This window comes from Streptomyces sp. NPDC003300 (assembly GCF_040610915.1).
Taxonomy (GTDB): domain Bacteria; phylum Actinomycetota; class Actinomycetes; order Streptomycetales; family Streptomycetaceae; genus Actinacidiphila.
Map to the genome: position 1 here is coordinate 165,659 of NZ_JBEXNE010000016.1, position 22,623 is coordinate 188,281.

The 22,623-nt window shown below is 72.5% G+C and carries 13 protein-coding genes and 3 tRNA genes; 5 read left to right on the top strand and 11 right to left on the bottom strand.

The features are described 5' to 3' along the window. Positions 1-18: 18 nt before the first annotated feature. Positions 19-92, bottom strand: a tRNA-Lys gene (locus tag ABZX65_RS23420). Positions 93-175: 83 nt separating this feature from the next. After that, on the bottom strand, positions 176-3,922 hold the full coding sequence (locus ABZX65_RS23425; RefSeq protein ID WP_355343209.1) for a S8 family serine peptidase: 3,747 nt from the start codon (positions 3,920-3,922) through the stop codon (positions 176-178). A 127-nt stretch (positions 3,923-4,049) separates the two neighbouring features. Here ABZX65_RS23425 and ABZX65_RS23430 point away from each other — a divergent pair. Next, positions 4,050-4,123: transfer RNA gene (locus ABZX65_RS23430), tRNA-Lys, on the top strand. A 130-nt stretch (positions 4,124-4,253) separates the two neighbouring features. Here the strand turns inward: ABZX65_RS23430 and ABZX65_RS23435 are convergent. Beyond that, positions 4,254-5,009 (bottom strand): IclR family transcriptional regulator C-terminal domain-containing protein, encoded by a 756-nt coding sequence (locus tag ABZX65_RS23435; protein WP_355343212.1) that lies wholly within the window; start codon positions 5,007-5,009, stop codon positions 4,254-4,256. A 299-nt stretch (positions 5,010-5,308) separates the two neighbouring features. Here ABZX65_RS23435 and ABZX65_RS23440 point away from each other — a divergent pair, with 299 nt between their 5' ends. Together ABZX65_RS23440 and ABZX65_RS23445 are read left to right on the top strand one after the other, a co-directional pair. Then, positions 5,309-6,592: an LLM class flavin-dependent oxidoreductase gene (locus ABZX65_RS23440; protein WP_355343215.1), complete on the top strand. Its 1,284-nt coding sequence runs from the start codon at positions 5,309-5,311 to the stop codon at positions 6,590-6,592. 270 nt (positions 6,593-6,862) lie between these two features. After that, positions 6,863-8,611 (top strand): glycosyl hydrolase family 18 protein, encoded by a 1,749-nt coding sequence (locus tag ABZX65_RS23445; RefSeq protein WP_355343298.1) that lies wholly within the window; start codon positions 6,863-6,865, stop codon positions 8,609-8,611. 124 nt (positions 8,612-8,735) lie between these two features. Here ABZX65_RS23445 and ABZX65_RS23450 read toward each other — a convergent pair whose 3' ends face one another. Next, positions 8,736-10,559, bottom strand: a complete 1,824-nt coding sequence (locus tag ABZX65_RS23450) for an EAL domain-containing protein (RefSeq protein ID WP_355343218.1) — start codon at positions 10,557-10,559, stop codon at positions 8,736-8,738. A gap of 303 nt (positions 10,560-10,862) precedes the next feature. Here ABZX65_RS23450 and ABZX65_RS23455 point away from each other — a divergent pair, with 303 nt between their 5' ends. After that, positions 10,863-12,155: a M6 family metalloprotease domain-containing protein gene (locus ABZX65_RS23455; protein ID WP_355343221.1), complete on the top strand. Its 1,293-nt coding sequence runs from the start codon at positions 10,863-10,865 to the stop codon at positions 12,153-12,155. A 4-nt stretch (positions 12,156-12,159) separates the two neighbouring features. Next, positions 12,160-13,458, top strand: a complete 1,299-nt coding sequence (locus ABZX65_RS23460) for a M6 family metalloprotease domain-containing protein (protein ID WP_355343224.1) — start codon at positions 12,160-12,162, stop codon at positions 13,456-13,458. A gap of 20 nt (positions 13,459-13,478) precedes the next feature. On the opposite strand, the gene ABZX65_RS23465 is transcribed toward ABZX65_RS23460, so the two are convergent. From ABZX65_RS23465 to ABZX65_RS23495, 7 genes are all read right to left on the bottom strand, one after another. After that, on the bottom strand, positions 13,479-13,907 hold the full coding sequence (locus tag ABZX65_RS23465) for an OsmC family protein (RefSeq protein WP_355343227.1): 429 nt from the start codon (positions 13,905-13,907) through the stop codon (positions 13,479-13,481). Between the two features lie 70 nt (positions 13,908-13,977). Continuing rightward, positions 13,978-15,030 carry a polysaccharide deacetylase family protein gene (locus tag ABZX65_RS23470; protein ID WP_355343230.1) on the bottom strand — a complete coding sequence of 351 codons (1,053 nt, stop codon included), beginning with the start codon at positions 15,028-15,030 and terminating at the stop codon, positions 13,978-13,980. A gap of 129 nt (positions 15,031-15,159) precedes the next feature. Next, positions 15,160-18,453, bottom strand: a complete 3,294-nt coding sequence (lysX, locus tag ABZX65_RS23475; protein ID WP_355343233.1) for a bifunctional lysylphosphatidylglycerol synthetase/lysine--tRNA ligase LysX — start codon at positions 18,451-18,453, stop codon at positions 15,160-15,162. An 86-nt stretch (positions 18,454-18,539) separates the two neighbouring features. Then, positions 18,540-21,152, bottom strand: coding sequence for a phosphatidylglycerol lysyltransferase domain-containing protein (locus ABZX65_RS23480; protein ID WP_355343236.1), 2,613 nt, complete (start codon positions 21,150-21,152; stop codon positions 18,540-18,542). A 44-nt stretch (positions 21,153-21,196) separates the two neighbouring features. After that, a tRNA-Lys gene (locus tag ABZX65_RS23485) sits at positions 21,197-21,270 on the bottom strand. Positions 21,271-21,325: 55 nt separating this feature from the next. Continuing rightward, positions 21,326-22,066, bottom strand: a complete 741-nt coding sequence (locus ABZX65_RS23490; RefSeq protein WP_355343238.1) for a bifunctional DNA primase/polymerase — start codon at positions 22,064-22,066, stop codon at positions 21,326-21,328. A gap of 116 nt (positions 22,067-22,182) precedes the next feature. Next, on the bottom strand, positions 22,183-22,560 hold the full coding sequence (locus ABZX65_RS23495; protein ID WP_355343241.1) for a hypothetical protein: 378 nt from the start codon (positions 22,558-22,560) through the stop codon (positions 22,183-22,185). Positions 22,561-22,623: the final 63 nt, after the last annotated feature.

The window sequence follows — 22,623 nt, forward strand, 5'->3', positions numbered from 1 at the left end:
GAGGGCCTTCTGGGCAAGTGCGCCGCCAGGGACTCGAACCCCGGACCCGCTGATTAAGAGTCAGCTGCTCTAACCAACTGAGCTAGCGGCGCTTGCGGGGACCATCATACGTGGTCGGAGGGGGTGGTCTCGACCACCCCCTCCGACCATCCCCTCCGCCCGGTGGGTCAGCCGGTCACCTCAGGCCGAAGGCCCTGATGATCTCCTGGCTCACCGAGCCGCCCGCGCCGTCGGACGCGCTCGCCTTCAGCGACACGGAGCCGCCGGGGTCGCGCGGAGTCCGGATCAGCGTCGTCCAGTGGCCCTTGCGGTCCTTGATCAGCAGCGTCGGCAGCCAGGTCCTGCCGTCGTCGTAGGAGACCGACAGCTTCGCCGAGGCCGCCTTCGTCGCGCCGACCAGCCACTCCTGCGTGGTGGACCCCAGACCGACCGGGATCAGCCGGCCGCCGGGCACATCGCCCGCGGTGTCGGTGGGCACGTCGTAGTCGAGCTGGAGCAGCTTGACGTCGTCCTGGCCGACGCCCTCGGGCAGCGGCCCCGAGACGAAGTTCCACTCGGTGTGCGTACGGATCGAGGTCCGCCACTCCTTGGCGTCCCGCGCCGAGTCGAGCACCAGCCGGTAGGGCAGCTTCTTCGCGGGCTGGTCCCAGATGCCGCCCGCCCGGCCGACTCCCTGGGCGACGAGGGTGTCGCCCTGGTAGGCGGCGTAGGTGGTGCGGCCGTCGTACTCGTCGGCGGGCATGTCGCCCGAGTGGCCCGCGCCGCCGTCCGTCCACGGCGTGATGTTGAACTGGATGTCGTTGTACGACGAGCGGTTCGGCCCCCAGAAGGCGGAGCCGAGGCGCGGCCGGAAGATTCCCCCGAACCAGGAGACCGCGTACGAACGGCCCGGTGTGAACGAGTCGTTGCCGCCGCGCTCCTCCAGGAGCTGGTTGCTGTAGTCCGCGTCGTAGACGGAGTGGTCCTCGTACCAGAATCCGGCGCCGTGCTCGGGCGAGACGTACTCGGTACGGGTGCCCGGGTAGGACTCCTGCTCGGCGAAACCGATGCCGTAGCCCCAGGCGGGGATGTCGTAGCGGAAGCCGGCGCCCGCGCGGGCGCGGTCGCCGTTGTAGGTGGCGGTGACCTTGGCCAGGTCGCGCCTGGGGTCGGGGGTGTAGGCCAGGGAGCGGTCAGGGATGGTGCCGTCGTGCTGGTCGAGCAGGTCGTAGACGACCCGGGTGTACTCGCGCTGTTCGACGCTCAGCGAGAGCTTGCCGCCCTTGGCGTCGGCGACGAGCTTCGCGCCCGCGCCCTGCTGGACGGAGACCACGGTCAGCGGCGTGTCCTGGTAGCCGTTGTCGGGGTCGGCGTAGGACTCCAGCAGCCTGCCGCGGCCGTCGTTGACGACGATCAGCAGCTTCGCGCCCGCGGCGGTCGCCGCCGCGGCCCGCTGGACCGGCGTGACGGCGTCGGAGCGCTCGACCACCACGACCTTGCCCCTGGCGTCCAGACCCCGGTAGCCGGCCGCGCCGCCCTGCCCGGCGTAGACCGCGCGGAGCGTGCCCTTGCCGTCGGTGACGGTGGCGCCGGGCTGCGGGGTGGTGTCCAGGTCCTGCCCGCGCCCGGTGACGGCGACCTGCCGCTCGCCGAGCCGCCAGCGGGTCAGGAAGTCGAAGGTGCCGTTGCCGACCTTGGCCGTCGGCGACGCGTACAGCGTGTCGTACGTCAGCGGCAGGACCGCCGCGTCACGGACGACCTCGCCGTCGGCGAAGGTGCGGGCGATGTCCACGTGGAGCTGCCGCGTCTGGGTCCGCTGACCCGGCACGGCCGCGCTGACCTTGCGCGCCTTGCTCGCGTCGAGCGTGACGGTGGTGTCCTTGCTCAGCACCGTCTCCGGGTTGATCAGCACGGCCAGGCCCAGCGAGTCCGGCGCGTCGCCTGCCACGTCGATCTCCGCGTACGCCATGTACGTGCCGGGCGCCAGCCGCAGCGTGCGCTCGCCGTCGACCGCGACCGGCGACGGGTTGGGGTTGCCCTCCTGCGCCAGCACGACGGTGCCCGCGGCGGGCTTTCCGTCCCGGCCGCGCAGCTTGACCGTGTAGTCGTACAGCTCCTGTTCCTTCTCCAGCGCGAAGCCGGTGTGCGCGACGACGTGTCCGGTCGCCGCGTCGGTGGCCAGCACCTGGCCGGAGAAGGTGGTCGCCGACGGCACCCCGGCCGGGTCGAGCGTCAGCGTGACGTCCGCGCTGCCGCCCGCGGCGACGGTGACGGACGGCGCCGACAGCGTGTACGCCGGGTCCTTGGTGTCCGTCGCCAGATCCAGCGTGACCGGGGCCTTGCCGCTGTTGCGGTACGTGATCACGCGGGTGGCCGGGGCCGCGCCGTCGTGCGGCCAGGAGTAGACGGCCGTGTCGACCGAACCGGTGGCCTGGACCGGGGAGTCGACCGCGGCCAGTACGTCGACCCGGCCGGTGCCCTGCTCGAACGGCGTGTAGTCGGCGAGCACCTTGGACGTGCTCATCAGCGCGTCCTTGAGCCGCGCCGCCGTCCAGTCGGGGTGCCGCTGCTTGAGGATCGCGGCGGCGCCCGCCACGTGCGGGGTGGCCATCGACGTACCGGACATCGTCTGGTAGCCGCCGCCGGGCATCGCCGCGGTGATGTCGACGCCGGGCGCCGACAGGTCCGGCTTGAGTCCGTAACCGCCGCTCAGCGGGCCCATGCTGGAGAAGTCGGCGCGCTGGTCGGACTTGTCGACGGCGGCCACGGTCAGCGCGTCGCGCGCCGAGCCGGGGGCGCCGATGGTGCCCGCGCCGTAGGAGTTGCCCGCGGCGATCACGTACAGCGGACCGCCGTTCGCCGACAGGGAGTTGACGGCCTGGGCCATCGGGTCGGTGCCGTCGTCGGGTATCGGGGAGCCGAGGCTCATGCTCACCACGTCGGCGCCCTGGGCCTTGGCCCACTCCATGCCCGCGATGATCCAGGAGTCCTGGCCCTCGCCCTCGTTCGAGAGCACCTTGCCGACCAGCAGCTTCGCGCCCGGCGCGACGCCCTTGTAACTGCCGTCGGAGGCCGCGCCGCTGCCCGCGATGGTGGAGGCGACGTGCGTGCCGTGGCCGTTGCCGTCGGTGACGGCCTGGCCGGGCACGAAGCTCTGCTCGATGGCGATCCGGTCCTTCAGGTCGGGGTGGGTGTCGTCCACGCCGGTGTCCAGGACGGCGACCTTCTCGCCCGCGCCGTCGTAGCCCTCGGCCCACGCCTGCGGCGCGTTGATCTGCGGCACCGAGTCCTTGAGGTCGGCCGTCACCCGGCCGTCGAGCCACAGCTTGTCGATGCCGGTGGCGCCGTTGAGCGAACGGGCGTTGCCCGCCGGGCCCGCCAGGCCGGTCCAGAAGGCGCGGGACCGCTTCTTGTCGGCCTTCAGGGCCGCGCCGCCGATGCTCGGCAGCGTCCGTACGGTGCTCGCGCCGGCCGGAGCCGCGGGCTGCGACCGTGCCGTGTGGGCGGCGTCGGTCCAGGTGGCGATCAGCGGCAGTCCGGCGCTGTGCGCGTCGTCGTAGCCCATCGCGGCCAGGGCGGACACGTCGAACAGCCGCCGGTCCAGCTTCCCCGCGGCCAGCAGCGGCTCCGCCTCGTCGGGAATGACGTACGTGTCACCGCCGTACTGCTGGATCCGTACGATCCCCCGCGCTCCGGGCGCGCGGTCGACGGTGACGGTGTCCTGCTTGCCGGGGCCGTCGGCGATGTGCACGACATCGCCGGTGAGCAGGGTGACGGTGGTCGAGGTGGCGGAGGGGGTGGAGTTGGCTGACGAGGGCGCGGACCGCGGGGCCGCCGCGGGGGTCGCCGCGGCGGCGGGGCCCGTGGGCAGCAGGAGTGCGGTACCGAGGGCGAGCACGGTGGTGCCCGCCGGTACGGTGATCCGGCGTCGAGTCGAAGTCATGCACATGATCTACCGGCCGTACGCCCGCCACCGCACGGATCGGCGGTGGCGCGATTCCGCCTGGCGGCAATCCGCCGCCGCTTTGAGCCCGGCCCCGACCATCGGGTACGATCTCCCACGTCAGCAGGCGCCGCTAGCTCAGTTGGTTAGAGCAGCTGACTCTTAATCAGCGGGTCCGGGGTTCGAGTCCCTGGCGGCGCACATGCCCACGAAGGCCCTCCGTACACGCGGGGGGCCTTTGTCGTACCGAACCTTTGTCGTACCGAACGCTCGCCGTGCCGGGTCTTCGCCGTGCCGGGCTTTCGTCGTGCCAAGCCCGTGCCGTGGCGGATCAGATGCTGAAGGAGAGCAGGACCGGGGCCGCGCGGGTGTGGAGGGTGTCCACGGCGGGCTTGAGGCGGTGGGCCTGGGCGTACGGCATCGACAGCGCGAGGCAGGCGACCGTCTTGCCGATGGTGACCGGGATCGCGGCGCAGACGGTGCCGACCGCGTATTCCTGGAGGTCGAGCGTGGGCACCGAGGTCGGCTGCCGTTCGAGCTTGGTCAGCAGGACGCGGTCGTCCACGACGGTGCGCGAGGTCAGCCGGGCCGGGCGGTGCCGCGAGAGGTGTTCCATCCGGCCGTCGTGGTCGAGCTGCGAGAGCAGGCACTTGCCGACCGCGCTGGCGTGGGCGGAGGAGCGGAAGTCCACCCACTCGTTGACCTTCGGCGCGTTGGGGCCGTCGGCGAAGTCGATGACGTGCACCTCGCCGTCGTCGTACCGGCTGAAGTAGACGGCCGCGCCCACCTCGTCGCGCAGTTCGGCCAGGACCGTCTGGAGCTTCTCCGCGAGGGCGTGGTCGCGGTTGGCGGCACCGAGGAGCACCATGGACTCGCCGATGACATATCCGCCGCCGGGCAGAAATCCGAGATAACGCTCGCGGCGCAGCATTGCCAGCAGATGGGAGAGATAGTCCAGCGGCACACCGATTTCGCGGGCCAACTGTTCGGCGGTGACGCCGTGCCGATGGGTGTCGACGGATTCGAGCACGCGCAGCGCGTACTGGACCGCGTACACCGGCTCGATCTGTCGGTGTTCAAGCGCCACGGTAGCCCCCTGCAGGTATGACCGTTTGCGTCCTGGCTGTCGCCGCCGGTCACGGACGGGTATCCGAGACGACCGGACCCGGCGGCTGGGCCGGTCTCCACGATAGCCCCAATCCCGTTTCAGGTAGAGGCGGTTGGCCGGTTATCCGGGGCTCTTCAAGCGTATATGCAGGACGGGGCCACCCTGGCATATGCCGACGTCATTACCCGAAAAGGAAACGGCGGGGGAACCGTACAATCCGCGCCCGGGAATAACCGGACGCGGGCTCCGGTTGTCGGTCGGGCAGGGGTGGGGCAGACATGGGCACGGAGACGATCGAGGAGGCGCCCGCCGTGGGTGACGAACGACAGGGCGAACAGCAGGGCGAACGGACGGACGGGCGGTCCGCTACGGACGGCCGGTCCCGTACGGACGGCCGGGACGGCGACACCGGTACGCTCCGCGGCCGGGGCATCCGCGGCCCGGTCCGCGGCACCGCCCCCGTACCGCTGTCCGTACTGGATCTGGCCACCGTCGGCAGCGGCTTCACCGCCACCGACGCGCTGCGCACCAGCGTCGAGATCGCCAGGACCGCGGAGACCCGCGGCTACCACCGGATGTGGGTGGCCGAGCACCACTCGATGCCGGGCGTCGCCAGCTCCTCGCCCGCGGTGATCCTCGCCCACCTCGCCGCCCACACCCGCACGCTGCGGCTCGGCTCCGGCGGGGTGATGCTGCCCAACCACGCGCCGCTGGTGATCGCCGAGCAGTTCGGCACCCTGGAGGCGCTGGCCCCCGGCCGGATCGACCTCGGTCTCGGCCGCGCGCCCGGCACCGACGGCGCGACGGCCGCCGCGCTGCGCCGCACCGACCGGCTGCACGAGGGCGCGGACGAATTCCCGCAGCAGCTCGCGGAGTTGACCCGGTTCCTGGACGACGACTTCCCCGACGGGCACCGCTACGCGCGCATTCACGCCATTCCCGGCCCGGTGCAGGGCACGGCGCCCGGCGGCGTCCAGTCGGCGGGCCGCCCGAGCGTGTGGCTGCTGGGCTCCTCCGGCTTCAGCGCGCGACTGGCGGGCACGCTCGGCCTGCCGTTCTCCTTCGCGCACCACTTCTCGGCCGCCAACACCGTTCCCGCGCTGGCCCTTTACCGCGAGTCCTTCCGGCCCTCGGAGATCCTGGACCGCCCCTACGCCTCGATCGGCGTCGCCGCGCTGGCCGCCGACGACCCGGCCGAGGCGCGCCGCCAGGTGCTCTCCGGCGCGCTGAGCATGCTGCGGCTGCGCACCGGACGCCCCGGCCTGGTGCCGACGCCCCAGGAGGCCGAGGCGTACGAATTCAGCCCGGCGGAACGGGACTTCGTGGACTCGTGGCTGGTGAACATCATCCACGGCGACCCGGACACGGTGCGTACCGGACTCGACCAGCTCGTGGACCGCACCGGCGCCGACGAGTTGGTGATCACCGCCAACGCGCACACGCCGTCGGTCCGGCTGCGTTCCTACGACCTCATCGCGGACGCGTACGGCTTCCCGAAGGACATCGCGACGGCCTCCGCCGAGGCCCCGTCGGGTGTCTCCTCCGAGGTCGCCGCCGGTTAAAGACTCATTTCCGGCCGGTGCGTGGTCCAACGTCGCGCGACGGCCCCTGACCAGCCTTAAGTCAGCGTTAAAGCCGCTCGTCACCCGGTTGACGAGCGGCTTTGCCGTTGTCGCGGAACGCTACCGGCCGGTCGCCTTCCGCAGGATTGGTCTAGTCCAAGTCTGGTTCAGACCATTGACGTGCACTTGACGAGGGGTTATCCATTCACCAGCCCCCTGTTGTTCCTCCCTCTCCCCCCGGAGGTACTCGTGCAGTCCAGGAAGAGAGCGATCGTGGCAGCCGTCACGACCGCCGCCCTCACCGCCGGAGCGCTCACCGCGCTCGTCGCCGGAGTGGGCACAGCCCAGGCGGACACCACCGCCGCCGCCAAGCCCGCGGCCGCCGCCGCGAGCAGCGGCGGCGTGAAGATCGCCTATTACGACCAGTGGAGCGTGTACGGCAACGCCTACTACCCGAAGAACCTCGACACGTCGGGGGTGGCGGGCAAACTTGACATCCTCAACTACTCGTTCGAGAACATCGACCCCTCGAACCTGACCTGTTTCGAGGCCACCAAGGCGTCGGACTCCACGAACGAGTCCAACCCCAATGCCGGTGACGGCGCGGGCGACTCCTTCGCCGACTACCAGAAGTCGTTCGGCGCGGACATCAGCGTGGACGGTGTCGCCGACACCTGGAACCAGCCGATCGTCGGCAACTTCAACCAGCTCAAGAAGCTGAAGGCGAAGCACCCCAACCTGAAGATCGTCGCCTCGATCGGCGGCTGGACCTACTCCAAGTACTTCTCCGACGTGGCGGCCACGGACGCCAGCCGGAAGAAGTTCGTCAGCTCCTGCATCGACATGTTCATCAAGGGCAATCTGCCCGTGCAGGGCGGCTACGGCGGCCCCGGCAGCGGTGCCGGGATCTTCGACGGCTTCGACATCGACTGGGAGTACCCCGGCTCGCCCAACGGCCACGTGGGCAACCACTACAGCCCCAACGACAAGGCCAACTTCACCGCGCTGCTCGCGGAGTTCCGCACCGAGCTGAACGCGTACGGCACGGCCAACGGCAACAAGAAGATGCTGCTGACCGCCGCGCTCCCGGCCGGCCAGGACAAGATCGCGCAGATCGAGACCAACAAGGTCGGGCAGTACCTCGACTACGCGAACATCATGACGTACGACATGCACGGAGCCTGGGACGCGACCGGTCCGACCAACCTCCAGGACCCGCTGTACCAGTCGCCGACCGACCCGTCCACGGCGATCCCGCCGGGCACCGAGAAGTACAGCACCGATCACGCCATCAACGCGTGGATCAACGGTAATTCGGCCTACGGCATCGCGGGCGGCTTCCCGTCCACGAAGATCACCATGGGCTACCCGCTGTACTACCGCGGCTGGACCGGCGTACCCGCGGGCAGCAACCACGGCCTGTACCAGTCCGCTTCGGGCCCCGCCCCGGCGCGCGGCATCAGCCAGGTCGCGGGCACCGCGTACTACAAGGAGCTCACCGGGCTCGTGGACAACGCCTCCACGACGTTCTACGACCCGAGCACCCAGGCCAACTGGTTCTACAACGGGACCGAGTTCTGGACCGGCCTCGGCGCCCAGGCGATCCAGGCCAAGGCGGACTACGCGCACTGCCACAACCTGGCCGGCTCGATGATGTACTCGCTGCTCGACCTCGATCCCGCCGCCACCCTCTTCAACAAGATCGTGACGGCGACCAACGGGTCCGCGTCCGGCTGCGGCACGACCACCACGCCGCCGACCACCCCGCCGACCACGCCTCCCACCACCCCGCCGACGACGCCCCCCACGACGCCGCCGACGACCCCGCCCACCACGCCTCCGACCACCCCGCCGGGCGGCACCTGCACCCTGCCGTCCTGGTCCGCCTCCGCGGTCTACGTCGGTGGCAACCAGGTCTCCTGGAAGGGCCACAAGTGGAACGCCAAGTGGTGGACCACCAATGAGGAGCCCGGTACGACCGGGGAATGGGGCGTGTGGCAGGACCTCGGGGCCTGCTGACGCGGCTCACCTCCTGACCGCATGACCCGGGGCCCGCGTCCTTTCTCCCCCCAAGGACGCGGGCCCCTTCCGCGTGCCGCCGTCCCGCGGTGCGTACCGCCCCGGCCCCGCGGCGCGTGCCGCCTCAGTCCAGCAGCGCGGAGATCGCCGCCGCCGCCACGGGGCGCGAGTAGTGCCAGCCCTGGCCCGTGTCGCAGCCGATCCGCCGCAGGCGCTCCGCCTGCTCCGCGTTCTCCACGCACTCCGCCGTCACCGTCAGGCCGAGCCGGTGGGCCAGTTCGACCAGCGCCTCGACGATCGTCTCGTCGGCCGGGTTGGGGTGTTCCGCGGAGCGGAAGCCCTGCACGAAGGAGCCGTCCAGCTTCAGGGCCGAGACCGGGAGGCGGCTCATGTAGGCGAGGTTGGAGTAACCGGTGCCGAAGTCGTCGATGGCGATCCGTACGCCCATCTCGTCCAGGGCGTGCAGCGCCTGGAGGGGACGGCCGGCGGAGCCCATCACGGCGGACTCGGTGAGTTCCAACTGGAGCAGCCGCGGCGGCAGACCGGTGTCGGCGAGGATCGCGGCGACGTCGGCGACCAGGTCGGAGTCCCAGACCTGGCGTACGGCCACGTTGACACTGACCACCAACGGCGCCTCGGGGTGGGCCAGTTGCCAGGCGCGGGCCTGGCGGCAGGACTCGGCGAGCACCCAGCGGCCGAGCTGGACGATGGAGCCGTCCTCCTCGGCGAGACCGATGAAGCGGTTGGGCGCCAGCCGCCCGAAGTGCGGGTGCTCCCAGCGCACCAGCGCCTCGACACCGCGCAGCTCGCCCGAGTCGAGGGCGACCAACGGCTGGTAGTCCAGGACGAATTCGCCGCGCTCGACGGCCTGCCGCAGCGTACGGGACAGAGCCTGACGGGTCATCCGGTGCTCGTTGCGCTCCGGGTCGAAGAGCGTCCAGCGCGCCTTGCCGTCGGCCTTGGCCCAGTACAGCGTGGTGTCGGCGGCCTGCATCAGACCGGTGGCCGACGTGCCCGCCGCCTCCCGTTCGACCACGCCGATGCTGGCGGAGACCGCGAGCCGGTGGCCGCCCACGTCGAACGGCGGCTGGAGCGCGGCCAGTACGGCCTCGGCCAGATCCGTCGCCTGCCCCGTACCGGTGGAGTCCCGTACCAGCAGGGCGAATTCGTCGCCGCCGAGCCGCGCCACCAGGTGGCCGCCGGGCTCGGCGCAGGCCAGCAGGCGGCGGCCCACGGCGGCCAGCAGTTCGTCGCCGACGCGGTGGCCGAGCGTGTCGTTGACCGCCTTGAAGCCGTCCAGGTCCAGATAGCACAGGCCGATCCGGCCGGTCCGGCTGCCGTGGTCGCCGACGGCGGCCGACAGCCGCTCGAAGAACAGCGCGCGGTTGGGCAGTCTGCTGACCGGGTCGTGCATGCGCAGGTGCCGCAGCTCCTCGCGCAGGGTGTCCCGCTCGCCGACGTCCTCGACGGACAGCAGCAGCGGGCGGGCGCCGGTGCGCGAGAGCGTGATCTCGGCGTGCACGGTGCTGCCGTCCGGGCGGGTGATGCCGCGCGTGCAGCGCAGCCGTTCGCGGCGGCCGGTGAGCACGTCGTGGAAGGCGGCGCGGGCGTGCCGGTCGCCGCTCAGGCCGAGGAGCGCGGCGGCGCCCGTGGCGCTCATCCGCTCGGGCGAGGCGCCCAGCAGCGCGCCGAGCGCGCCGTTGGCCTCCAGGACCGTGCCGTCGGGGGCGAGCAGCGCCATCGCGGTCTGGGCGATGGCGAAGGCGGCCCGGTAGTCGCGCAGGTCGGCGTCGCCCGGCCGCGCGGCCGTACTTCCCTGCCCCGCCGTCCGTCCGGCCGGCTGCGGTTCCGCGCCGCCGCCGGAGTGTGGGGCAGAGGTGTGACTGTGCGTGATGACTTGTGCTGTGCTTTCGGGCTCGACACCTGGGCCGCCCGAGGGTCCGCCCATGGCCCGCTCCCCGCTTCGCGCTCGTCTCGATCGCGATCATATGGGCTGGCGGAGTTGGTGTTCCAGCGCCCTGGTGGTGATTCTCCGCACGTGTGCTGACGGATCGACCGAACGTGTCCGAACGGATCGCTCATGTGATCGCATCCCCGGGGACATTACGCACCGTAGTGACCGCTGTGCGACGCCCGTACGCCTCCCGCACACCGCCCGGCTGGAGCAGTCGGACAGGACATATCGTCACATTCCATAGCAATGTGGGGGAGGTGTCCCGAACGGGTTCACGAATCCTCCCCGGAGGTCCATGTGCGGCGGTCAGCCAGCTCGTCAGGCTCCTCAGGCGTCTCGATAGGCGTACCGCCCCGCGCGCGGCGGCGTGTCCTGCGCTCCGCCGCGGCGGCGCTCAGCGTCTTCAGCGCCGTGGTCGCCTGGACGCTGACGACCGGCCCCGCCGCGTCCGCCGCCGTCGGCAGCGCCTGCCTCCTGCCGCGCACCGGCGCCCACCACTCCGAGGGCGTCGACACCTGGGAGAGCGGCTACACCCGGCCGACCGGCCACATGAAGGCCCTCATGGTCTTCCTCGACTTCCCCGGCACCGCGCCCGACCTCACCACCCAGCAGGTCGCCGCCGACCACTTCCCGGCCACCACCCGCTTCTTCGACCGCGCCTCGTACGGCCGCTTCGACCTCGGCGTCCACCCCGTCACCCGCTGGCTGCGCATGCCGCGCCCGGCCACCGACTACGCGATCAGCCGCGACTGGAACGCCGCCGACCGCACCGCCTACCTGCGCGACGCCATCGCCGCCGCCGACCCGGTGGTCGACTTCCACGGCTACGACGTCGTCTACCTCGTCGCCGACCCCGACGCGCCCGGCGTCGACTCCGACGCCACCAAGGTCGTCAACCTCTCCACCCCGATCACCGTCGACGGCACCCCGCTGCGCCGGCTCGTCACCGTCTTCGAACGGCACCCGCCGGACCGCAACGTGCTCGCCCACGAGACCGGCCACGTCTTCGACCTGCCCGACCTGTACTACCGGCCGCCCGCGGGCAGCAACGCCGACTGGGACACCCACGTCGGCGACTGGGACCTGATGGGCAGCCAGTTCGGCCTCGCGCCCGACCCCTTCGCCTGGCACAAGTGGAAGCTCGGCTGGATCACCTCCGACCAGGTCGGCTGCGTCACCCGCGCGGGCACCACCTACCAGGACCTCAGCCCCGACGAGACCCCCGGCGGCACCAAGCTGATCGTCGTACGCACCGGGCCCGACACCGCCCTCGCCATCGAGGCGCGCACCGCCACCGGCAACGACCACGCCGCCTGCCGCCAGGGCGTCCTGCTCTACAAGGTGCGCTCCGACATCGAGTCGGGCGACGGACCCATCGCGGTGATCGACGGCCACCCCCACACCTCCGCGTGCCGGGCCACCTCCGTCTACCCGCCGCTGGCCGACGCGCCGCTGGGCGTGGGGGAGTCCTACGCCGTACCCGACGGCTCCACCCGCGTGACGGTCTCCGCCCACAATTCGGACGGCACCTGGACGGTCAAGATCGTCGAGGGGTCGCCCGTCGGCGACGACACCGGCCACAGGAGCTAACGCCATGGCCTCCACCAAGGGGTCTGGACCGCGCCGCCCGGCCACGACGGGGTCGGGGCCGCGCCGGCTGACCCGGACCGGACTGCGCTGCACCGCGCTCTTCGCGCTCGGGCTGCTCGCCGTCGGCAGCACCGTCTCCGCGGGCCCGCGCACCCCCGCGCTCAACGCCTCGCCGCCGCCCGCCGCCCGGCCCTGCGCCCTGCGGGCCGTCCCCGGCGTCGCCATGTCCGAGGGCTTCCCCGACAGCTCCAGCCGCGGCCCCAACGCCGAATTCGCCCCCTCCACCGGCACCCTGCACGCCCTGACCCTGCTGATCGACTTCCCCGACGCGCCCGCCCAGTACAGCGCCGCCGACCGCTACGGCGAGTTCTTCCCCGCGGTCAAGAAGTGGTACGCCGTCAGCTCGTACGGCCGCCTCGACTACGAGTCCACGCCGGTGCTGCGCTACATACGGATGCCGCGGCCCTTCAGCGCGTACGGGATCGGCCGCGGCTACGGCTGGGACGCCCACACCGAGATGATGCGCGACCTGCTCAAGGTCGCCGACCACTCCATCGACTTCCGCGGCTACGACCTGGTCAACATCCTCGTCACCCCCAACGCGGGCCCGCCCGCCGACGAGGCGGTGCTCTCGGTCACCTGGACCGGCGCGTCCGCCGCGACCACCGACGACGGCGCCCACCTCGACAAGGTCTCCCTCATCTACGGCCACGACCAGTCGGGCCCGCGCGTCCTCAGCCACGAGAACGGCCACGCGCTCGGCCTGCCCGACCTCTACGCCGCCGACGACTTCCCGCGCACCGACACGCTCGCCGGGCAGTGGGACAGCATGTCGCTCGACTGGGGACTGCAGGGCGACCTGTTCGCCTGGCACAAGTGGAAGCTCGGCTGGCTCGACGACAGCCAGATCGCCTGCGTCACCGGCCGCACCGACACGACCTACGAACTCGGCGCCGTCGAGATCCCCGGCGGACGCAAAGCCGTCGTGATCCCGTACAGCCGCACCGGGGTCTTCGTCCTGGAGGCCAGGCAGCAGCTCGGCAACGACAAGGACGCGTGCCGCGCGGGCGTGCTCGCCTACCGGGTCCGCACCGACGTCGACTCGGGCAAGGGCCCGGTGACCGTCGTGGACGCCCATCCCCGCACCTCCGCCTGCGACTTCAGCAGCGGCGCCTTCAACTCCCTGAACGACGCGCCCTTCAGCGTCGGCGAGGGCTCCACCGACAAGGCGTCCGGGCTGACCTTCAAGGTGCTGGGAAGGACAGCGGCGGGCGCGTGGAAGATCCACGTCACCCGCCGCTGATCAGGCGTCAGAGACCGTACTCAGTCCAGCAGTTCGGCGTTGAGTGTGATCGTCGTGCCCGCGAGCGCCTTGCTGACCGGGCAGTTCTCCTTGGCGCCCTGCGCCGCCGCCTCGAAGTCACCGGCGGAGATGCCGGGGACACGCGCCTTCACCGTCAAGACGATGCCGGTGATGCCCTCACCCGGCTGGAAGGTCACGTCGGCCTGCGTCTGCACCGACTCGGGCGGGGTGCCCGCTCCCGCCAGACCGTGCGAGAGCGCCATCGAGAAGCAGGAGGAGTGGGCCGCGGCGATCAGCTCCTCGGGGCTGGTCTTGCCGTTCGCCTCCTCCGCGCGGGAGGCCCACGTCACGTCGTACGAGCCGACGCCCGAGGTGTCGAGCGAGACGGTCCCGGCGCCGCCCATCAGCGGGCCCTTCCACTGGGTCGTCGCGGTGCGGGTGGTTGCCATGGTGAAGCCTCCAAGAGGTACCGACGGATGGCGGGAACGCCTCCTGAACGCTACCTCGCGCGCGCCCCGATCAGCGCGCGGGGAAGCTGTATGTCCAGCCCTGCGCGTCGAGCCTGTCCAGCAGCCGCGACAGCGCCCGCACCGTCTGGGCGCGGTCGCCGCCGCCGTCGTGCATCAGCACGATGGAGCCGGGGCGCAGCTGACGGTCGATGTTCGCCAGCACCTTGGCGGTGCCGGGCCGCTCCCAGTCGCGGGAGTCCACCGTCCAGCCCAGCGGGCGCAGCCCGTGGCCGGCGGCGATATGACGGATCGTCGGGGTGAAGTCGCCGCCGGGCGCCCGGTAGTACCAGAGCTTCGCGTCGGCGCCCGCGGCCTTGGTTATCTCGCGCTGCGCGTCGACTATCTCGTGCGTGTTGTACGCCGCGGACCTGCTGCTCTGCCGCTCGTTGTGGTGCACGGAGTGGTCGCACAGCCGGTGGCCCGCCGTGGTGATCCGCCGGACCAGGTCGGGGTGGGCGGCGGCGTTGGGGCCGATCTCGCAGAAGGTCGCCTTCGCGTGGTGCGCGGCCAGCAGCGCCAGGACCTGCGGGGTCCAGCGCGGGTCGGGGCCGTCGTCGAAGGTCAGCGCGACGGACCTGCCGCCGTCCTCGGTGGAGTGCTGGATCGACTCGCCGGCCGGGGCGCCGGTGGCGGGGCTCCCCGAGGGGTCGGCGGGACCGGCCGAGGGCTCCAGGGGCCCGGTCGGCTGCCCGGGGACCGTCTGCGACGGGACGGTCCCGGACGGATCGGTGGGCACGGGACCCGTCCGCGACGGATCGGTCGGTGCGGGACCGTTCTGCGCGGGACCCGGTCCGGACGGCTGCGAGCCGGACGGATCGCCCGGCGGAGAGGTCCGCTGGGACGGGATGCCCGCGGCCGGGCCGGACGCCTCACCCGACGCGGTCGACGACGGCGCGCGCGACGAGGCCCGCGCGTCGTCCGCCCCGCTCGCCGCTGCCCCGCCGTGCTGTGTGCCGCACGCCGCGAGCGCGGTCCCGGCGAGCGCCGCGGTGGCCACCGCGGCGGCGGTCCGCCGTACGGCCGTGCGGCTCAACATCCCAGATCGTCCGGTTTTGTACGTCATGCGGACCACCGTAAACATGCTCCGAACGGGTGATGCAAGGCCCCCCGCCCCGCGCCCGGCCCCGGGGAACCCGCCCCGCGCCCCCGCGAATCCGGCCGCGCACCCCCCGCGACCCGCCGCGCGGCACGGTCAGCGGCGACGTACCAACGGGAAAGGCAGCGTCTCACGGATCGTCCGCCCCGTGAGGAACATCACCAGCCGGTCCACCCCGATCCCCAGCCCGCCGGTCGGCGGCATCGCGTACTCCAGCGCTGTCAGGAAGTCCTCGTCCAGCTCCATCGCCTCCGGGTCGCCGCCCGCCGCCAGCAGCGACTGCCGGGTCAGCCGGGCCCGCTGCTCCACCGGATCGGTCAGCTCGGTGTACGCCGTGCCCAGCTCCGTGCCGTACGCCACCAGGTCCCAGCGCTCGGCCAGCCGCGGATCGGTGCGGTGCTGCCTGGTCAGCGGCGAGACCTCGGCCGGGAAGTCCTTGTAGAAGCACGGCGTGGTGGTGCGCTCCTCCACCAGCCGCTCGTACATCTCCAGCGCCACGTCGGCCGGGCCGTCCTCCGGGCCGTACGGCACCCCCGCCCGGTCGCACAGCGCGCGCAGCCGCGCCAGCGGCGTCCCCGCGTCGACCTCCTCGCCCAGCGCCAGCGAGATCGCCCCGAACACCGTCCGCACCGGCCACCGCCCCGACAGGTCGACCTCCGCGCCGTCCGGGCGCCGGGCCGTCTGCCCGCCGTTCGCCGCGACGGCCGCCGCCTGGATCAGCTCCCGCGCCAGATCGAGCATCACGTCGTAGTCCGCGAACGCCTGATACGCCTCCAGCATCGTGAACTCGGGGTTGTGCTTGTACGACACACCCTCGTTGCGGAAGGTCCTGCCCAGCTCGAAGACCCGCTCCACCCCGCCGACGCACAGCCGCTTCAGATACAGCTCGGGCGCGATCCGCAGATACAGGTCGAGGTCGTAGGCGTTGATGTGCGTGGTGAACGGGCGGGCGTTCGCGCCGCCGTGCACCGGCTGGAGCATCGGCGTCTCGACCTCCAGGAAGCCGCGGTCGGCCAGCGTCGTACGGACCGCGCCGACGGCCGCGCTGCGGGCGGTGAGCAGGGAACGCGCCTCGGGGGAGACCACCAGCGCCAGATAGCGCTGCCGCACCCGCGCCTCCGGGTCGGTCAGGCCGCGCCGCTTGTCCGGCAGCGGGTGCAGGCACTTGCCGGTCAGCGTCCAGGAGTACGCCTCCGCGGTCGGCTCACCGCCGCGGCTGACCGTCATCGCCCCCTCGACCCGGAGCAGGTCGCCGAGGTCCACGCCCGACTCGAACTCCCGCAGACCGTCCCGTCCGAGACGATCCCTGGTCAGCATGATCTGGAGGTCGCCCGACCAGTCCCGCAGCGTCACGAAGACGACCCCGCCGTGGTCGCGCACCCGCAGCACCCGGCCCGCGACCGCCACCGCGCTGCCCGCCCCCGCCGTACGCGCCACCGCCAGCGTGTGCGTCGGCCCCGCGCTCACCGGATACGGGTCGACGCCGTCGCGCCGCATCCCCTCGACCTTGGCCAGGCGCACACGGACCTGCTCGGCGGGGCCGTGCGGGTCCGCGGGGGCGTGACGGCCGCGCTCGGCCGCGGCGGCCGTCACGCTCGCCGTCGTCATCCCCGCCGCCGTACCGCCCACCACGCCCGCCGTCGCACCGGCCACCGCCGTACCGCCCACCGCGCCCGCTCCCGTACCGCCCACCGCGGACCGGCGGCGGCGCCGGAAGCGCAGGCTCGGGAGTTCCACGAAACCCTCGGCGATGCCCGAGGCCAGGCCGATCCTGGCCATGTCCTTGCCGTCGGCGTAACACAGGTACCGCGGGTACCAGTGCGGCTGGTACTTCACGTTCGAGCGGTACATCGCCTCCAGCTGCCACCAGCGGGAGAAGAACAGCAACAGCCGCCGCCACATCCGCAGGACGGGCCCCGCGCCGATCCGGGCGCCCTCCTCGAAAGCGGACCTGAACACCGCGAAGTTCAGCGAGACCCGCCGGACACCCAGCGCGCCCGCGCCCGCGGCCAGCTCGGTGACCATGAACTCCATGATCCCGTTGGGCGCCGTACGGTCCCGCCGCATCACGTCGAGCGACACCCCGTCGTGCCCCCACGGCACGAACGACAGCAGCGCGGTCACCCGCCCCTTGTCGTCCAGCGCCTCCACCAGCAGGCACTCGCCGTCCGCCGGGTCGCCGAGCCGCCCCAGTGCCATCGAGAAGCCGCGCTCGGTGTCGGTGTCCCGCCAGGCGTCCGCCAGCCGTTCGACCTCCCGCAGCTCCTCGGGCGACAGGTCGTGGTGCCGCCGGATGCGGGTGGTCGCCCCGGTCCGCCGCACCCGGTGCACCGCCTGCCGGATACCGCGCATCTCGCGGCCCGCCAGGTCGAAGTCCGTCACGTCGAGAATCGCCTCGTCGCCCAGCTCCAGCGCGCCGAGCCCCGCCCGCGCGTACGCCTTCGCGCCCTCCTCGCCCGCGCCCATCACCGCCGGCACCCAGCCGTACGCCCCCGCGTGCGCCAGCCACGCGTCGATCGCCGGACCCCACGCCTCCGGGTCGCCCAGCGGGTCACCGCTGGCCAGACAGACCCCCACCTCCACCCGGAACGTCACCGCGGACTTGCCGCTCGGCGAGAACACCACCGACTTGTCGCGCCGCGTCGCGAAGTAGCCCAACGAGTCCTTGTCCCCGTACCGCGCCAGCAGCCCCCGGATACGGTCCTCGTCGTCCCCCCGCAGCGCCGCCTCCATCCGCTGCGACCTGAACAGCGCCGCCGCCGCGCACAGCAGGGCCGCCGCGCCGAACAGGCCGAGCCAGAAATTCGTCCAGTACGGCGGCCTGCCGATGTCGGGCAGGTCGTTCACTCCGCCGACCACCTTGTTGACCGCCCACCGCAGCCGGTTCCCGCCCTCCAGCGTCCCCGGGAACAGCGTCAGCAGCCCCCACCCCAGCAGCACCCCGATCGCCAGCCCGCACACCAGCACCAGCAGCGCCCGCCAGAACGCCCCCTTGCGCACCCGCGCCGAGAACTCGCCCCGCGCGGCGATCACCGCGCCCAGCACCGTGCCCGTGATCAGCAGCGCCGGGATCGCGCTCCAGTCGCGCACCGCGATCAGCACCAGATTCGCCACCACGGTCAGACCGAGGAAGACCGCCACGATCCAGTACGCCACCCGTTTGCGGGCCGCCATCGCGCCGCCCAGCAGCACCAGGAACGCCGCGTACGCCAGATTCGGCGACGCCGGCACCGTCAGGATCTCCACCCACCGGCGCACCGGGTCCAGCAGGGGCCGCAACGGGGAGACGACGGCCAGGGTGGCGCAGAACAGGGCCAGAATCCCGAAGAATTCTCCGAACCAGCCCGGAATCCTGGGCGCCACCCGCCCCCACGCCACCTTCCCGGGCATCGGCTCCGCCTCTCCTCCCACGCACCTGGCGCCTTCAGCTTTCCCCAACCCGGCGTGACGCGCCTCTCCAGGCGTACGGCTCCGGGCTAGGGAGCACCGTCCTCGGGGGTGAGGAGGGTGCCGCGGTGGCGGAGACGGGGTCCGGTGAGGAACCCCTCGGCGATGGCATTGGCGGCAGCCACCCGCGGAAGGTCGGCTCTCCGCTCGAAGAGCACATAGCGGGCCTGCCAGCGCGGCGCGAACGCCGCGTAGCCCCGCTCGCGGGCGGCGACCTGCCCGAGGCGGGCGAGAAGCCGCAGCGGGGCGCGGCGCAGCCGCGAGGACAGGGCGCCGCGGAAGGCGGTGAAGTTGAGGGACACGCGGGTGACCGCGCCCAGCGGAGCCCTACCGGCTGCGGCGCGCAGCAGCACCTCGGTGAGGAGGAAATCCACCGGGGCCCGCCCGGACTCCCGGTCGCGCCGGATGAGGTCGAGGGTGAGCCCGTCGGGCCCCCACGGCACGAACGTGACCATCGCGCAGGTCCGCCCGTGCGGATCGAGGCACTCCGCCAGGAGGCAGTCCCCGTCGGCCGCGTCACCGAGCCGCCCGAGCGCCACGGAGAAGCCGCGCTCGGCGGGGTGCCGCCGCCACCTGTCGGCCAGATGCGCCAGCCGCCGCAGTTCGTCCGGGGCGATCTCCCGGTGCCTGCGCAGCACCACCGAGTAGCCCGCGCCGCCGAGCACCCCGTGCGCCTGCCGCAGCGCGCTCAGCTCGGCGGAGCCCGTATCGGCGAAGACGGCGGCGAAGGAGGCCGCCTCCACCACCGCCTCGTCACCGGACGGCAGCGCGCGGAATCCGGCCGCCTCGTACACCACGGCCGCCGCGGGCCCCGCGCTGGTGACGGCCGGGACCCAGGCGTGCCGCCGCGCCGTGTCCAGCCAGTGGTCGACGGCCCGCGGCCAGGCCGCCCGGTCGCCGACGAGGTCACCGGAGGCGAGCGCGACCCCGTTCACCACGCGGTAGAGGACGGCCGCGTCCCGCTCCGGGGTCCAGGACACCGCCTTGTCGCGGCGCAGCGCGAAGTAGCCGAGCGAGTCGCGCCGCCCGTACACCCGCAGCAGCGCCCGCAGCCGCCGCTCGTCCGCGGGCAGCAGCCGGTCCCGGCCGCGCGGCGAGCGGAAGAAGGCGAGCAGGATGAGCAGCATCAGAGCGACGCTCAGGACGTTGATCGCCAGGTCCGTCCAGCCGGGCACCCGGATCTCGGGCAGGTCGAAGAGACCGGACACCGTCAGCACCCGCACCAGCGTGTACCGCGTACTGGCCCCCCACTGGCGCGGCGGCAGCTCGTCCGTCGCGTGCACCAGCAGCGTGCCGAGGCCGATCGCCACCGCGCCGCCGACGACGAAGGTCGTCAGCCCCAGCGCCACGTTGCCCCGCTCGCCGCGCACGTTGAACACCGTCCTGGACACCAGCAGCGCGAACAGCACCAGCCCGGTCACCCCCAGCGACACCCAGTTGAACGGATGCCCGCGCGTCACCGGCAGCGCCGCCACACCGGCCAGGCACAGCAGTGTGTATCCGCCGGTCAGCACGGTCGTGACGATCCAGGCGGCCCGCTTGCGGCGGCGCAGGCTCACCGACAGCACCAGCGCGAGCACCGCGCCGGTGAAACCGGGGCTGACCAGGAAGGCGGTGAAGAACTCGCCGTTCGAGGCGGCCCGCACCCGGTCGCGGAACGGCGCGATCACCCCGGTCACCGCGTTGACCGCGCACACCACCCGCAGATACCAGACGGTGAAGGCCGCACCCGGCTGCCGCAACGGCCGCAGCACGCGGGCCAGCAGTGTCTCGATCCTGGACGGCGGCAGCTCCACGATCGTCGGCCGCCGCGCGGGCTTGCGCGCGGGCGTCGCCGACGGCAGCGGCGCGCCCGCCACCGCGTCCATCATGGCCGTCTTCATCGCGACCATCCGCCGGTGGATCCGGTCCTCGCGCCGCTCGGCCCTGGCCATCCGGCGCGGCCGGGAGGTGTACCGCCAGCGCGCCCACGGACTGGCCGGGCGGGCCAGCCGCAGCGCGCCGACGATCGCCAGCACCGGCACCATCACCCCGAGCAGCCCCGTCCAGACCTTGCCCTTGGACAGGCACACCACCACGAAGCCGATCAGCACCCCGGCGCTCAGATACTGCTGGTACGACTCCCCGACGACGAATCCGCCCAGCGGGGCCTGGCCGATCAGCAGCAGCCCGATCACCGACACCGCGAGGATCACCGCGTCGACCGACTGGCGGCCCTGCTCGCTCCAGTAGACGTCCTTCAGGTGCAGCACCAGCGCGAACTCGTCCAGCACCAGGCCGCAGCCGATCCCGAAGACCAGCGCGAGCACGTCGTGCACCGCCGGGCCGCCGCGTACGGCGAACGACCCGATGCCGCCGATCAGCATCATCGCCTGGCCGAACACCACATGGTGGATGTGCAGCCCGCCGGGCTGCACATTGCCCGGCCACCACTTCACCCCGCGCCGGATCATCCGCACGCTGAACCGGATGAACAGGAAGGAGCCGATCAGTCCGACCAACAGCAGGAAGAGCGGCTCACGGCCGGTGTCCGCGATCCGCGTCCGGTACGCGTCGGCCAGCCAGTCCACCATGGCTCCAGGGTCGTCGTGGTGCGGGCCGTCGGCCACCCGGACGGCGCGTCCGCATGCCTGGACGTTCATACGAAGAAGGCCCCCCGCTTCCGCGAGGGGCCTTCGACCGTCTGTGCGCCGCCAGGGACTCGAACCCCGGACCCGCTGATTAAGAGTCAGCTGCTCTAACCAACTGAGCTAGCGGCGCCTGCTGACGTCGTAGACCTTAGCATCCGGCCACGGGGAGCGGAAATCGATATGACTCAGGCCGTTCCAGGGGTGCTGACCAGGGCGGGAACGGTCTTCGCGGGCGCCGACCTGGCCGCCCGCACGCACGCCCAGAGGACCACGTCCGCGCCCGGCAGCCAGGGGTGCCGGGTGTCGGGCGCCACCAGCCAGCGGGACAGCCCTGCCCCCGGATCGCAACCGGAGTCCTGGCCGGCCTCGGCGCCGTCCTGCGGCGCGTACAGCGGCGGTACGGTCACCGCGTCGCCGCTGCCGTGACAGAGCATCGGCGGCACCGCCTGGCCCCACTCCTCCCAGTCCAGCAGGTACGGCAGCCGCTGCGCCGTACCCGGCGCGACGAGCAGCAGCAGCCGCCCGCGGTGCACGGCCACCGGGCCGCTGCCGGGGCCCGACGCCCATAACTGCTCCAGGAGTCTGCGGCCGAACAGCGCCGACAGGTTCACCACGTCGAACGCCGTACCGCACGGCAGCACGCTCGGCGCCGTCGGACGGGCCGACCACAGCGCCCGCACGCTGCGCGGGAAGGCGCTGGCCGAGGCCAGCCACTCGGCGCCCTCCGGGGTGACGTACGACGTGTGCCGACGCCGCTGGGCTTCGGTGACGACCTCGGTGACGGCATGCGTCACGGCCGCGATGCTTCCGGTCCCTTGCCATTCGTCCATGGCATCTACAGGTACCGGCCGCTTCCGGCGCGGTCGGCGCAATCGGACGAATTCGGGACAGGAGGGTGGGAGAGGGGGTACCTTGCCGCGACGCATATGCGGGGCACGGTTGCGGCGGCCCCCGGCGGCGTGACAGTCACGGCAGCCGCCAGGGGAGCCGGAAGCGCCCGCGGACACGTCCTAGGGGGCGCCGCCGCCCGCGGACAGGCCCCCTAGGGGGCGCCGCCGCCCGCGATCAGGCCCTCGCCGTACTCGACCATCCGCTTCGCGTAGTCCTCGGTCCACCCCGCGCGCTCGGCCAGGCCCGCGTACGTCAGCCGGTCGAAGCGGCGCGGATCGGTGAGCTGCGCGGCGGCTATCGCCTGGAAGTCCGTGGCCCGGTCGGCGGCCGTACGGAAAGCCGTCGCCAGCTCCGTCGCCCGCGCCAGCATCCGCCCCGGATCGTCCATCGACTCCAGGTCGAAGAAGTGCTCCGGATCCTCCACCGTCGCGGCAGGCTCGAAGCTCAGCGACGCGGGCCGCCTGGGCCGCGGCGCCGCCTCCCGCGACCCACCGCCCTGCGCGTTCTGAGCCGACTGCGGCTCTGACATACGGCTACCTCCGGAATCGATCACGCACACCATTGTCCCGCGCCCACGCAAGACCCCCTCCAT